This window comes from Geodermatophilus sp. URMC 62 (assembly GCF_052931475.1).
Genome location: NZ_JBRFHY010000001.1, coordinates 913,181 through 927,305, shown reverse-complemented (window position 1 = coordinate 927,305; position 14,125 = coordinate 913,181). Strand labels below are relative to the sequence as shown.

Below are 14,125 nucleotides of genomic sequence, written 5' to 3'. Positions count from 1 at the left end.
CACTGATGCCGGGTCCGGACGTCCCGGCGCTCGTCGAGGGGGTCCTGGGCGGCGACCGCCGGGCGCTGGCCCGCGCGATCACGCTGGTCGAGTCGCGCCGCGCCGACCACCGCGAGCGCGCCCAGGAGCTGCTGGTCGAGCTGCTGCCGCACGCCGGGAACGCCCGCCGGGTCGGCATCTCCGGGGTGCCCGGCGTGGGCAAGTCGACGTTCATCGACTCACTCGGCGTCGACCTCACCGCGGCCGGGCACCGCGTCGCCGTCCTCGCCGTCGACCCGTCGTCGGCGCGCTCGGGCGGGTCGATCCTCGGCGACAAGACCCGCATGGCGCGGCTGGCGGTCGACCGCAACGCCTTCATCCGGCCGGCGCCGACCGCCGGCACGCTGGGCGGGGTGGCGCAGGCGACGCGCGAGTCGATGGTCGTCGTGGAGGCCGCCGGGCACGACGTCGTGCTGGTCGAGACCGTCGGCGTCGGGCAGTCGGAGGTGACCGTCGCGGAGATGGTCGACTCCTTCCTGTTCCTCACGCTGGCGCGCACCGGCGACCAGCTGCAGGGGATCAAGCGCGGGATCCTCGAGATCGCCGACGTCATCGCCGTCAACAAGGCCGACGGGCCGGCCGCCGGCGACGCGCGCAAGGCCGCCCGCGAGCTGGCCGGGGCGATCCGGATGCTGCGCGGCCACACCCCCGGCGGCTGGGACGTGCCGGTGCTGACCTGCGCCGGGCTGACCGGCGACGGGCTGGCCGAGGTGTGGGCGAAGCTGGTCGAGCACCAGGACCGGGCGCGGGCGTCGGGCGCCCTCGACGAGCGGCGCCGCGGGCAGCAGGTGCGCTGGACCTGGCAGCTGGTGCGCGACGGGCTCGAGCACCGGCTGCGCGCCCACCCCGGCGTCCGGTCGTCGGCGCCGGAGCTGGAGAAGGCCGTCCTGGCCGGGGAGCTGACCCCCGCGCTGGCCGCCCGCCGGCTGCTCGAGACCTTCCTCGCCGACCCCCGGGACGGCACGGGTCGCCGTCCCGGCGGCTAGCGGATCCGCACCGCCACCTGCTGGCCCCGGCTGTTGTAGGCGATGTACTCGAACCGGACACCGGTGCGCTCGACGTACTCCACGAACGCCCGGTGCTCGTGCTGCTCCCACCCGGGATAGTTCAGGTACTCGTCGAACAGCAGCACCGTGCCCGGCCGGATGCGGCTCTCCAAGGCGGTCAGGACCGTCGCGGTGGAGGAGTACAGGTCGGCGTCGAGGTGCAGGAGCGCCGCCGGCTGGTCGTTGTGCTCGAGGAAGGGGGGCAGCGTCTCCTCGAACCAGCCGACGTGCAGCTCGGCGTCGCCGACGGAGGGCAGCGTGCTCAGCGCGAAGGACCCCCTGGGGTGACTGGGACGCCAGTCCTCGGGCAGCCCCTGGAACGAGTCGAAGCCGTGAGCGCCGGAGCGGGCGCGAGCGATCCGCCGCAACGTCGATCCCGTGTGCACGCCGAACTCGGCCACCAGGCCGGTCGGCGGAGCGGCCGCCAGCGCGTGGTCGAGGACCGCGAACGGGGTCCGGAACACGCGCGCCAGCGGCATCGACGTGGCCACGAGTTCGGCGCTGGTGCGGAACGCGTGCCGACCGGCTGCCCGCTCCAGGTCCCAGGGCTGGTTGAGCACCCTCAGGACCGCCTGTCGCACGGACGGCGGGACACGCGCGCGCAGTCGTGTCGCCAGGGACGCGGACGGCACCTGCCGAGGTGGTGCGACCCCGGCGTTCCCGGCCTCGGTGTTCATGGCCAGGAACGTATCCGGCCGACACCGTCTGGCCTCCCGGGTGGCCTCCCCGGGTCCTGCCGCGGGCAGCGGTGAGCCAGACGCTAGGCCCCCGTGGAGCGGCACTCGCGGGCGCGCAGCTCCGCGAGGTAGTCGGCCGGGGCGCCGGCGGCCTCCGCGGCGTCGGCGATCGCGCCCAGGTAGCGGGCCGAGGGCAACCCGCCCTCGAAGGCGTCCAGCGCGTAGACGTAGGCGACGACGTCGCCGCCCAGGGTGTGCACCCCCAGGTTGAGCTTGCGGTACAGGCCGGAGTCGGCGCCCTCCCAGGCGTCGAGGGCCTGCTCGTCGGCGGGCGTGAGGTCGTAGAGCGCGACGAACACGCCGGGGGAGTCGTCGTCGGTGGGGACCAGGGTGGCCAGCGCGCCCTCCCAGCCGTACTCCTCCGCGCCGAAGGTCAGCCGCCAGCCGCGGACCCAGCCGGTGCCCACGTGCGGGGAGGACGGGCAGCGGCGCTGCATCTGGTCGGGGTCCATGTTGGACCCGTAGGCGGCGTAGAGACCCATCGCCGACCGAGCCTACGGGCCGGTGTGGGCCGCGCGACCCGTGAGTTGCCCGACTCCGGCGGCGACGGCTGGGAGGATGAGGGGCACAGCACGACCCCCTGACGCAGGAGAGCGCCATGACCCGCATCGTCATCATCGGTGGCGGCCCGGCCGGCTACGAGGCCGCGCTGGTGGCCGCCTCGCTCGGTGCGGAGGTCACCGTCGTCGAACGCGACGGACTCGGCGGGGCCAGCGTCCTCACCGACTGCGTCCCGTCCAAGACCTTCATCGCCGCCGCCGGGACGATGACCTCGGTCCGCGACTCCAGCGTCCTGGGGCTGCGCGGCACCGACCTGCGCACGGTCGGGCTGGACCTGGCCACCGTCAACCACCGGGTCAAGGGCCTCGCGGTCGCCCAGTCCGCCGACATCCACGCCCGGCTGACCGCCGAGGGCGTGCGCCTCGTCGCCGGTCAGGGCCGGCTCGCCGACGACGTCCGCGGCCTGGTCCAGCACCGCGTCGAGGTGCTCGACGCCGACGGCGCGGTGGCCGAGAGCCTCGAGTGCGACGTCGTCCTCATCGCCACCGGCGCCGACCCGCGCGTGCTGCCCGGGGCCGAGCCCGACGGCGAGCGGATCCTCGACTGGCGCGACGTGTACGACCTCGAGGAGATGCCCGAGCACCTCGTCGTCGTCGGCTCGGGCGTCACCGGCGCGGAGTTCGCCTCCGGCTACCTCGAGGCCGGCGTGCCGGTCACCCTGGTCTCCTCCCGCGACCAGGTGCTGCCCGGGGAGGACGCCGACGCCGCGGAGGTGCTCGAGGAGGTCTTCCAGGCCCGCGGCGGGCGGATCGCCGAGCGGGGCCGTGCGGCGGCCGTCACCCGCACCGAGAAGGGCGTGCTCGTCGAGCTCACCGACGGGCGCACCGTCGAGGGCTCGCACGCGCTGATGACCGTGGGCACCGTGCCCAACACCGCCGGGCTCAACCTCGAGGCCTGCGGGGTCGAGCTGCGCGAGTCCGGCCACGTCGTCGTCGACCGGGTCTCGCGCACCAACGTGCCCGGCGTCTACGCCGCCGGCGACGTCACCGGCGTCTTCCAGCTGGCCAGCGTCGCGGCCATGCAGGGCCGCATCGCCATGTGGCACGCCCTCGGCGAGGCCGTGCAGCCGATCCGCCTGAAGACCGTGGCGGCCAACGTCTTCACCCACCCGGAGATCGCGACCGTCGGCGTGCAGGAGAGGACGCTGCCCGAGGGCCACGACCTCGACGTCGTCCGGCTGCCGCTGGCCACCAACGCGCGGGCCAAGATGAGCGACCTGCACGCCGGGTTCGTCAAGCTCTTCGCCCGCAAGGCCACCGGCGTCGTCGTCGGCGGGGTGGTCGTCTCGCCGGGCGCCAGTGAGCTGATCCTGCCCATCGCGCTGGCGGTGACCAAGGGCCTGACCGTCAGCGACCTGGCGCAGACCTTCGCGATCTACCCGTCGCTGTCGGGCTCGATCACCGAGGCCGGCCGGAGACTGATGGGGGCCGACGCGCTCGCGTGACGGGTGGGACGCCCGGGACGGGACGGGCGGGACCGGTGTGACGGACGGGTCCCAGATGGTGCGCACGGGACACCGGCCCGCCGATGTCGGGGGAGATGTCAGCGCTCCGAGTCCCCGCCCGCCTGTCGCGGTCCCTGGCCGTCGCCGGTGCTGTGCTCGCGCTCTGCGCGGGCCCGTTCGCGTCGTCGGCGCTGGCCGAGGAGACCACCGGCGAGACGTACACCGGCCAGCTCGTCCAGGTGTGGCCGGAGACCTCGATCGAGGGCCAGCACGCCGGTGAGTCGCACGAGGAGCCGCTGACCCTCGTCGAGGGGGAGGACGGCACCTCGGTGCGCGTCCCCGCCGACGACGTCGAGGGCATCGAGCCCGGCGCGACCGTCGCGGTGACCGTCGGCGGCACGCAGACCGACCAGGCCGCCGTCGAGGACGGCTACGAGCCGGCCCGCGAGGTGCTCGGCACCGAGGTCGTCCAGGCCGCCCCGACGGCCGCCCCCGTGCCGGCCGGCTCGGTCACCAACCAGGTCACCGTCGTCATGGTGGTCCCGCAGGGCGGCACGCCCGACGGCACGGCGCTGTCCTCGGTCGTCTCGGCCGTCAACGACCCGGTCGCGCGGTTCTGGTCCGAGCAGACCGGCGGCGCGGTCACCGTCGGGGTCACCGAGGCGCACGACTGGATCCGCACCACCGCCGGCTGCACCGACCCCACCGCGCTGTGGGACGAGGCCGCCGCCCGCGTCGGCTTCCGCCCCGGCCCGGGCAAGCACCTGCTGCTCTACGTCAGCAGCCAGCCGCAGGACCTGCCCGGCTGCTCCTACGCCCTCGGCCAGGTCGGCGCCGGGACGACGTCGGGCGGCCGCCTCTACGTCCGCGACGACCTGCCCGCCGTCATCGCTCACGAGCTGGGCCACAACTTCGGCCTCGGCCACTCCAGCGGCCTGCAGTGCGACGGCGCGACCGAGGACGGCACCTGCCACACCGCCGCCTACCGCGACTTCTACGACGTCATGGGCATCTCGTGGGACCGCCTCGGCAGCCTGACCGCCGCCCAGGCCGCGCGCCTCGGGGTGCTGCCGGCCGCCGCCACGCAGACCGTCGGCGCCGGGACGACGACGGTCACCCTCGCCCCGGTCGGCGGTGACAGCGGCACCCGCGCGGCGCGGCTGACCGACGCCGAGGGCACCGACTACTGGCTCGAGTACCGCGCCGCCGTCGGCCGGGACGCCTGGCTGGCCTCCGACAACCGCTACGGGCTCGACAGCGGCGTCCTGCTGCACCGCGGCGGTGCGCTGCCCGACACCTCGCTGCTGCTCGACGGCACGCCGTCGCCCGCGGCCGGCTGGGACGGCGACCTGCAGGCCGCCCTGCGGCCCGGCGTCCCGGTGTCGGTCGCCGGCGGGGAGCTGACCGTCACGGTCGACGCCGTCACCCCGGCGGGCGCGACGGTCACCGTGGTCGGCGGCCCCGCGGTCGCCGGCACCGCCGCGACGCCGGCCGGCCCGGCGCCCTCGGTGCTGCCGGGCGCGCCGGCCCCCGCCGGTGCCCCCGCGACCTCGGCCCCGGTGCCCGCGGCCGCCCCGTCGCCGGCCGCGGGCACCGCGCAGCCGCCGGCCGCCGCCCCCGCGGCGCCGTCCGTCCCGGCCGCGACCGAGGTCCCCGCTCCTGCCGCCGCGCCGGTCGCGGCGGCCGCCACGGCCCCGCGGCCCCGGGCTGGACCACCCCCGTGCTGGCTGCGGGCGGCCTGCTCGGCGTCGGCGGGACGGCGCTGGCCGCGCGCCGGCTGCCGCTGCTGCGCCGCCGCCCCTGACGCCCGGACGGGTGCAGCCGCGGCTCCGGGGTCCAGTCCGGCGCCGGGCCCGCCGATGAGGAGATCGGTACCCCCTGACCTGGAGAGACCCGTGCCCCTCGCCGTCCGTCCGCGGTCCCCGCGGCTGCTCGCCCTCGCGGCCGCCACCGCGGTCCTGACCCCGGTGCTGCTCGCCGGTCCGGCCGCGGCGGAGGACCCGGCGCCGGAGGGCGCCGCCGCCGGCGACGTCGTCGTCGGCGAGCTGGTCCAGGCCTTCGCCGACCCCGAGCACGCCGGACCGACCGCCGGCGCGGCCGGCGCGGCCGGCGCCGAGGACACCCTCCTGAGCTGGATCGACCCCGAGGACGGCGCGTCGGTGCGCGTCCCCACCGAGGACGTCGCCGATCTCGAGGTGGGCGCCACCGTCGAGGTCACCGTGGGCGCCGCGGTGCGCGACGAGGGGGTCGTCGAGCAGGGGCTGGCGCCCGCCCGCGACGTCGTCGACGCCCAGGTCGACGCCCAGGTCGTCGCCCCGGCCGAGGCGGCGGCCACCACCGCCCCGCACACCAACGGCGTGACCGTGGTGATGGTCCAGCCCGGTGGTGCGCCACGGGACGGCACCGCGCTGGCCGACGTCGTCGCCGCGGTGGACGGGCCGGTCCGCGAGTTCTGGGGCGAGCAGACCGACGGCGCGGTCACCGTCGCGGTGACCGGCCGGCGCGACTGGATCACCACGACCGCCGACTGCTCCACCCCCTTCGCCCTCTGGGACGAGGTGGCCGCGGCCGTGGGCTGGGCCGGCGGCCCGGCCGAGCACCTGCTCCTCTACATCCCTCGTGGCACCCCCGGCTGCGCGTACGGCCTCGGCACGATCGGTTCCGGCCTCGGCGACGGTGGCCGCATGTACGTGCAGGACACCCTCACGTCGGTGATCGCGCACGAACTCGGCCACAACGCCGGCCTGGGCCACTCCTCGGCGGTCCAGTGCGACGCCTCTCCGGAGACCGCTCCCTGCCGGACGGTGGCGTACGACGACTGGTACGACGTCATGGGCGTCTCGTGGGACGAGGTCGGCTCCCTCAACGCGCCGAACGCCGCCCGGCTCGGTGTGCTGCCCACATCGGCGCAGGTGACCATCCCGGCCACAGGGACCGGCGGCACCTTCACGCTCAGCGCCATGGGCAGCCGGACCGGCACCCGCGTGCTCGCGCTGACCACCGGCTCGACCCGCTACTGGGTGGAGTACCGCGTGGGTGTGGGCCGCGACGCCTGGCTGGCCGACCCCTACTGGGTGTCGGTCTTCGACTCCGGCGTGCTCGTGCACACCGACGGTCCCGGACCCACCAGCGACACCTCACTGCTCCTCGACGGCACCCCCTCGCCGCAGGCCTACTGGGACCACGACGAGCAGTCGGTGTTCGAGGTGAACGAACAACTGGCCCTGGCCGGGGGTTTCTGGCTCGAGGTGAGGAGCGCGGGCGGACCGAGCGCGACGGTCGTCGTCAGGACGGCGGCCGAGGGCCCCGTCGCCGAGACCGCCATCGCCGCGCGCTACCGCCAGCTCGGCGGCCCCAGCAGCTGGCTCGGCTCCGCGATCACCGGTGAGCAGTGCGGACTGCGGAACGGCGGGTGCCGGCAGCACTTCGAGAACGGCTCCCTCTACTGGTCATCGGCCACCGGTGCCCAACCGGTCAACGGCGCCATCCGCAGCCGGTGGGGCTCGCTCGGCTGGGAGGACGGTTACCTGGGCTACCCCGTTGCGGCGCCGGTGTGCGGCCTCCGCGACGGTGGCTGTCTGCAGGACTTCCAGGGCGCGAGCGTCTACTGGTCACCCCGGTCGGGCGCGCAGCCGGTCAACGGTGGCATCCGCGCCCGGTGGAACTCGCTGGGCGGGCAGAACAGCTGGCTCGGCTACCCCGTCGCCGGCGAGGTCTGCGGCCTGCGTGACGGTGGGTGTCTGCAGGACTTCCAGGGCGGGAGCTTCTACTGGTCCCCGGCGACGGGCGCGCAGCCGGTGAACGGCGCGATCCGGGCCCGGTGGGGGCAGCTGGGCTGGGAGAACGGCTTCCTCGGGTACCCGACCGGCGGGGCCGTGTGCGGCCTGCTCAACGGCGGCTGTTACCAGGAGTTCCGGGGTGGGGCGATCCTGTGGTCACCGGCGACGGGTGCGCAGCCGGTGAACGGCGCGATCCGGGCGCGCTGGGGGCAGCTAGGCTGGGAGAACGGCCACCTGGGCTACCCGACCGGCCCGGCGAACTGCCTACTGCGCGACGGTGGCTGCCGGCAGGACTTCCAGGGCGGGACAATCTTCTGGTCCGCGGCCTCGGGGGCTCACCCGGTGGGCGGCGCCATCCGGGCCCGGTGGGAGGGGCTGCGCAGCCTCAGCGGTCAGCTGGGCTGGCCGATCACCGGTGAGGTGTGCGGACTGCGCAACGGCGGCTGCTATCAGCACTTCCAGGGCGGGTCGGTCTACTGGTCACTGGGGACCGGCGCGCAGCCGGTGTGGGGCGCGATCCGCGACCGGTGGGCGGCCCAGGGCTGGGAGAACGGGCGCCTCGGGTACCCGGTCCACAACGAGGTGTGCGAGCTGTACACCGGCGGTCGCTGCCAGCGAGTCACGCAGCGCTTTCAGAACGGCACCATCACCTTCTGACGGGCCAGACGCGTCGGGGCCTGCCACCACCCGGTGGCAGGCCCCGACGCGTCTCGTCGTGGCCGGGCCGCGGCTATCCGGCGTCGGCGATGGTGCAGATGACCGCGCCGCTGGTCACGCTCGCGCCCACCTCGGCCGACAGGCCGGTCACGGTGCCCGACTTGTGCGCCGCGATCGGCTGTTCCATCTTCATCGCCTCCAGGACGACGACGAGGTCGCCGGCCTCGACCAGTGCGCCCTCCTCGACGGCGACCTTGACGATCGTGCCCTGCATGGGCGAGGTGAGGGAGTCGCCGGAGGCGCCCGACCCGCCGTGCCCGGAGCCCCGCTTGCGCGGCCTGGCGCCCCCGGCGGCGGCCGGCGCACCCCCGCCGGCGGCCAGGCCGGCGGGCAGGGACACCTCGAGCCGGCGGCCGCCCACCTCGACGACGACGGTCTGCCGCGGCTCGTCCTCGCCCTGCTCGACCGGGGCCGCGGCGTACGGCGGCACCTGGTTGTCCCACTCGGTCTCGATCCAGCGGGTGTGCACCGTGAACGGCTCGGTGGTGAACGCCTCGTCGCGCACCACGGCCCGGTGGAACGGGATCACCGTCGGCATGCCCTCGACCACGAGCTCGTCGAGCGCGCGGCGGGCCCGCTGCAGGGCCTCGGTGCGGCTGGCGCCGGTGACGATGAGCTTGGCCAGCATCGAGTCGAACGCGCCGGCCACCTCGCCGCCGGTCTCGACGCCGGAGTCCCACCGCACGCCGGGGCCCTGCGGGATCTCCAGGCGGGTCACCGGGCCGGGGGCGGGCATGAAGTTGCGGCCGGCGTCCTCGGCGTTGATGCGGAACTCGATGCTGTGCCCGCGCGGGGTCGGGTCCTCGGTGACCTCCAGCGGCAGGCCGTCGGCGATGCGGAACTGCTGGCGGACCAGGTCCAGGCCGCTGGTCTCCTCGCTGACCGGGTGCTCGACCTGCAGGCGGGTGTTGACCTCGAGGAAGGAGATCGACCCGTCGGTGCCGACGAGGTACTCGACGGTGCCGGCGCCGTGGTAGCCGGCCTCCCGGCAGATGGCCTTGGCCGACTCGTGGATCCGCGCCCGCTGCTCGTCGGTGAGGAAGGGTGCGGGGGCCTCCTCGACGAGCTTCTGGTTGCGCCGCTGCAGCGAGCAGTCGCGGGTGCCGACGACGATGACGTTGCCGTGGGTGTCGGCCAGGACCTGCGCCTCGACGTGGCGCGGCTTGTCGAGGAACCGCTCGACGAAGCACTCGCCGCGGCCGAAGGCGGACACCGCCTCGCGGACGGCGGAGTCGAACAGCTCGGGGATCTCCTCGATGGTGCGGGCCACCTTCAGGCCGCGCCCGCCACCGCCGAACGCGGCCTTGATGGCCACCGGCAGACCGTGCTCCTCGGCGAAGGCGACCACCTCGTCGGCGCCGCCCACCGGGTCCCTGGTGCCGGGCACGAGGGGAGCGCCGGCGCGGGTGGCGATGTGCCGCGCGGCCACCTTGTCGCCGAGGTCGACGATCGCCTGCGGCGAGGGGCCGATCCAAGTGAGCCCGGCGTCGATGACGGCCTGGGCGAAGCCGGCGTTCTCCGAGAGGAACCCGTAGCCGGGATGGACCGCGTCGGCGCCGGAACGCCGCGCGGCGTCGATGACCTTGTCGATCACCAGATAGGAGTCCCCCGGCGTCGTCCCGCCGAGGGCGAAGGCCTCGTCGGCCACCCGCACGTGCAGGGCGTCGCGGTCGGGCTCGGCGTAGACCGCGACGCTGGCGAGCCCGGCGTCCTTGCACGCGCGCGCCACGCGGACCGCGATCTCCCCGCGGTTGGCGATCAGGACCTTCTGCACCGACGACTCCCTCGCTCGTGGACCGGTCGGACTGTAGCCAGCCGACGGCGCCAGGCCCGCGGCAGGGCCGGACGCGCGCCGGCGCCCGCCTCCGGGGAGGGGCGAGCGCCGGTCAGACGGGGACGGTCTCGCCGTCCGGGGCGGGGCGCGGCGGCAGGGCGCGGGGGGCGACGACCCGCCGCCACAGCCGGCCACCGCGGCCGCGGCCGGCCGCAGCGGCCAGGTGCACCGCTGGCACTCGCGGCCCGGGCAGGACGGGCGGCTCGGCGGCCGGCTCGGCCACGGGCTCCTCGACCGGCGCGGGCTCCGGCGCGAGCTCGGAGGCGGGCGGCGGCCCCACAGGGAGCAGCGCGGCCATCGCGTCGAGGGCGGCGTCGAACAGCTCCTCCACGGTGGGGGTCCGGTCGTCGTCGTCGGCGGGCGCGGCCGGGACGCGGAGGTCCTCGAGGTCGCCGGTGACGGTGCACCCGAGCGCGGCCAGGGCCTCGATGCCGGCGTCGGCGACGGCCGACACCCACGCGTGGTCGGCGGCCGGGAGCGTCAGCCGCGCGGACGCCGGCCGCCCGGCGAGGGCCCCGGCGGCGAGGCCGTGGGTGATCCGCGAGGCGTACAGCGGCCACTCGACGCCGTAGTCGAGCCGCTCGTTGAGCCGCCGCAGCAGCTCGCTCTCGGCGCGGCCCAGGGACTGGTTGCGCCGCCCGTCGGGCAGGCTGGCCACGGCCGGGTCGACACCGACGACGGACGCGAAGCGTTCCCACAGCAGGGTCGGGTCGGCGCCCTGCGGGGGCACGGTCACCACGTGCACGCGGTCGGCGGGCAGGCCGGCGGCCCAGCGGCGCAGCACCGCCGGGACGTCGTGGCGCAGCCAGAAGGCCTCCGCGTGGCCCTCGGTGCTGTCGGCGGCCGGGCGCTGCTCGTCGGGGCGGCCCGAACCGGGGCGCACCATCTCGAGGAAGTCGCCGAAGGGTAGGGAGTGCCGGTTCTTCACGTCCTCCTGCCACACGGCGGGCAGCTGCCGGGCCAGGTCCCGGACGGTGACGACGACGTGCACCTCGGCGAAGTCGAGGTCGGCCACGGCGCGGGCGGCCTCCTCTGCGCTGAGGTCGCCGAAGAGCTCGTGGGAGACGACCGTCGTCCCCTGGTGGTCGCGGGCGGCCGCGACGAGGCGCTCCCACGCGCCGGCGACGCCGGGGTCGACGTGGCCGTGGAAGCTGCGCTGCCGTACGTCGAGCACGGCGTGGAAGTGCGCCCCCGGGTGCTCACCGGGGTAGAGGACGCCAGCCGCGGCGAGCGCGGGGCGCGACTCCCACAGCAGCTCCTGCAGGAAGGTCGTCCCAGACTTTGGTGTCCCGATGTGCACGACGACTCGCTGCGCGTTCATGAACACGGATCGTGACGGGTCGGTCCGTACTACTGAGCGCACCACGGCCCCGCCCGGCCGTGTCGCACCCCGCGCGTCCCGGTCGTCACATCCGTCCCACCGGTGGCCGAGGGGGTGCGGGGTCAGCGCCGCCAGAGGTCGGTGACCGCGAGGCCGCGCCGGCCCAGCTGCTCGCGCAGTGCCGCCAGGGACAGCCCGACGACGGCCGCCGGGTCGCCCTCGACCCGGCGCACGAAGGGGGCGCCGAGGCCGTCGAGGGTGAAGGCGCCGGCCACCGCCAGCGGCTCGCCGGTGGAGACGTAGGCCTCGACCTCGGCGGCGCTCGGGCTGGCGAAGTGCACGACGGTCGAGGTGACGACGACGTCGCGCGCCTGGACGGCGCCGTCGCGCACGTCGAACAGCGCCTGACCGGTGTGCAGCACCCCGGAGCGGCCCGACATCCGCCGCCAGCGCTCGCGCGCCTCGGCGGCGTCGGCCGGCTTGCCCATGGCCTGCCCGCGGAACTCCAGCAGCGAGTCAGCGCCGACGACCAGGGCGTCGGTCTCGCGGCCGGCCACGGCGCTGGCCTTGGCCGCGGCCAGCAGCGCCACCCGCTCGGCCACCCGCGGTGCCCGCACCGCCGACTCGTCCACGTCGCTCACCACGACCTCGGGGGCCAGGCCGGCCTGGCGCAGCAGCGCCAGCCGGGCCGGCGAGGCCGACGCCAGCACGAGCCTGCGGTCGACGCTCACACCGGCCTCCCGGAGGCGCGCCAGCCGCCGGGCCCGGGCTGCAGCGGCCGGCGGTGGGCGTCGGCGTACGAGGCCCACGCGCCGACCGGCACCGGACGGCGGCGCGGCCGGCGCCGGGACAGTGCGGCCACGACGACGGTCAGCGCGGCCAGCTCCTCCGCCGTCGGCTCACCCTTGACGACCCGCAGCAGCGGTCGCTCCTGTCCGGTCACAGCGGGATGTTCCCGTGCTTCTTGGACGGCAGCGTCTGGCGCTTGTTGGCCAGCAGGCGCAGCGCCTTGGTGATCTCGACGCGGGTCTCCGACGGGCGGATCACCTGGTCGACGTACCCGCGGTCGGCGGCGATGTAGGGCGACAGGAGCGCGTCCTCGTACTCGGTGATGAGCTCCGCGCGGCGGGCATCGGCGTCGTCGGCGTCGGCGAGCTCGCGCCGGTAGAGGATGTTCACCGCGCCCTGGGCGCCCATGACGGCGATCTGCGCCGTCGGCCACGCCAGGTTGAGGTCGGCGCCGAGGTGCTTGGACCCCATGACGTCGTAGGCGCCGCCGTAGGCCTTGCGGGTGATCACGGTGATCTTCGGGACGGTCGCCTCGGCGTAGGCGTAGATCAGCTTCGCGCCGCGGCGGATGATCCCCTCCCACTCCTGCGAGGTGCCGGGCAGGAACCCGGGGACGTCGACGAAGGTCAGCACCGGGACGTTGAAGGCGTCGCAGGTGCGCACGAAGCGGGCCGCCTTCTCGCTGGCGTCGATGTTCAGCGTGCCGGCGAACTGGGTGGGCTGGTTGGCCACGACGCCGACCGGCCGCCCCTCGACCCGGCCGAAGCCGACGACGATGTTGGGCGCGAACAGCGACTGCACCTCGAGGAACTCGCCGTCGTCGAGCACGTGCTCGACGACGGTGTGCATGTCGTAGGGGGTGTTGGCCGAGTCCGGGACGAACACGTCGAGCTCGCGGTCGTCGTCGGTGACGCCGTCCCGCGTGGTGTCGGCCGGGGCGACCTCGATCGCCGGCAGCGGGTCGAGGTTGTTGCTCGGCAGGTAGGACAGCAGCGCCTTGACGTAGTCGAGCGCGTCGGCCTCGTCCTCGGCCAGGTAGTGCGCGACGCCGGACTTGGTGTTGTGCGTGCGGGCGCCGCCGAGCTCCTCGAGGCTGACGTCCTCGCCGGTCACGGTCTTCACGACGTCGGGACCGGTGATGAACATCTGGCTGGTCTGGTCGACCATCACGACGAAGTCGGTGAGCGCGGGGGAGTAGACGTGGCCGCCGGCCGCGGCGCCCATGACCAGCGAGATCTGCGGGATCACGCCCGAGGCGTGCACGTTGCGGCGGAAGATCTCGCCGTAGAGGCCGAGGGAGACCACGCCCTCCTGGATCCGCGCGCCGCCGCCCTCGTTGATGCCGATGATCGGGCAGCCGTTGCGCACGGCCAGGTCCAGGACCTTGACGATCTTCTCGCCGTAGACCTCGCCGAGGCTGCCGCCGAACACCGTGACGTCCTGGGAGAAGACGCAGACCGGGCGGCCGTCGACGGTGCCGTACCCGGTGACGACGCCGTCGCCGAAGGGCCGCTTGGACTCCATGCCGAAGTTGCTGGAGCGGTGGCGGGCGAACTCGTCGAGCTCGGTGAACGAGCCCGGGTCCAGCAGCGCCTCGATGCGCTCCCGGGCGGTCATCTTGCCGGCGGCGTGCTGCTTGTCCACCGCCCGCTCGGAGCCCGCGTGCGTGGCCTCCTGGACCCGCCGCTCGAAGTCCGCCAGCTTGCCGGCGGTCGTGTGGACGTCGACGTCGCCGGACGGGGTCTCCCCGGCGCTCTCCAGTTCAGCCGCACTCACGGGTTCTCCTCGCTGGCGCTCGTCGGCCCGGCTCGTGCGGGCACTGCTCTGCTCGCCGTGCCCTCGCGGGCCCGGTCACCGG

General features: G+C 75.3%; 10 protein-coding genes. 3 read left to right on the top strand and 7 right to left on the bottom strand.

Translation table 11 applies throughout. From position 1 onward, the window contains the following. Positions 1–5: 5 nt before the first annotated feature. Positions 6–1,025 (top strand): methylmalonyl Co-A mutase-associated GTPase MeaB, encoded by a 1,020-nt coding sequence (gene meaB, locus ACU616_RS04370; RefSeq protein WP_446757270.1) that lies wholly within the window; start codon positions 6–8, stop codon positions 1,023–1,025. On the opposite strand, the gene ACU616_RS04365 is transcribed toward meaB, so the two are convergent. Both ACU616_RS04365 and ACU616_RS04360 read right to left on the bottom strand, forming a co-directional pair. Further along, positions 1,022–1,666: a class I SAM-dependent methyltransferase gene (locus ACU616_RS04365; protein WP_446757269.1), complete on the bottom strand. Its 645-nt coding sequence runs from the start codon at positions 1,664–1,666 to the stop codon at positions 1,022–1,024. The genes meaB and ACU616_RS04365 overlap by 4 nt on opposite strands. A 179-nt stretch (positions 1,667–1,845) precedes the next feature. After that, positions 1,846–2,304 carry a gamma-glutamylcyclotransferase family protein gene (locus ACU616_RS04360; RefSeq protein ID WP_446757268.1) on the bottom strand — a complete coding sequence of 153 codons (459 nt, stop codon included), beginning with the start codon at positions 2,302–2,304 and terminating at the stop codon, positions 1,846–1,848. 116 nt (positions 2,305–2,420) lie between these two features. On the opposite strand from ACU616_RS04360, the gene ACU616_RS04355 reads away from it, so the two are divergent. Together ACU616_RS04355 and ACU616_RS04350 are read left to right on the top strand one after the other, a co-directional pair. Then, positions 2,421–3,827: an NAD(P)H-quinone dehydrogenase gene (locus ACU616_RS04355; protein WP_446757267.1), complete on the top strand. Its 1,407-nt coding sequence runs from the start codon at positions 2,421–2,423 to the stop codon at positions 3,825–3,827. 95 nt (positions 3,828–3,922) lie between these two features. Continuing rightward, a complete protein-coding gene (locus tag ACU616_RS04350; RefSeq protein WP_446757266.1) occupies positions 3,923–8,263 on the top strand; it encodes a reprolysin-like metallopeptidase in 4,341 nt (1,446 codons plus the stop codon). 73 nt (positions 8,264–8,336) lie between these two features. On the opposite strand, the gene ACU616_RS04345 is transcribed toward ACU616_RS04350, so the two are convergent. From ACU616_RS04345 to ACU616_RS04325, 5 genes are all read right to left on the bottom strand, one after another. Next, positions 8,337–10,097 carry an acetyl/propionyl/methylcrotonyl-CoA carboxylase subunit alpha gene (locus tag ACU616_RS04345; protein ID WP_446757265.1) on the bottom strand — a complete coding sequence of 587 codons (1,761 nt, stop codon included), beginning with the start codon at positions 10,095–10,097 and terminating at the stop codon, positions 8,337–8,339. Positions 10,098–10,209: 112 nt separating this feature from the next. Then, positions 10,210–11,478: a hypothetical protein gene (locus tag ACU616_RS04340; RefSeq protein WP_446757264.1), complete on the bottom strand. Its 1,269-nt coding sequence runs from the start codon at positions 11,476–11,478 to the stop codon at positions 10,210–10,212. Positions 11,479–11,600: 122 nt separating this feature from the next. Then, positions 11,601–12,209, bottom strand: coding sequence for a Maf family protein (locus ACU616_RS04335; protein WP_446757263.1), 609 nt, complete (start codon positions 12,207–12,209; stop codon positions 11,601–11,603). Beyond that, complete coding sequence (locus tag ACU616_RS04330; RefSeq protein ID WP_446757262.1) at positions 12,206–12,421, bottom strand: acyl-CoA carboxylase subunit epsilon; 216 nt, start codon at positions 12,419–12,421, stop codon at positions 12,206–12,208. Before ACU616_RS04330 ends, ACU616_RS04335 begins: the two co-directional genes overlap by 4 nt. Further along, on the bottom strand, positions 12,418–14,043 hold the full coding sequence (locus tag ACU616_RS04325) for an acyl-CoA carboxylase subunit beta (RefSeq protein ID WP_446757261.1): 1,626 nt from the start codon (positions 14,041–14,043) through the stop codon (positions 12,418–12,420). The genes ACU616_RS04330 and ACU616_RS04325 overlap by 4 nt, the downstream gene beginning before the upstream one ends. Positions 14,044–14,125: the final 82 nt, after the last annotated feature.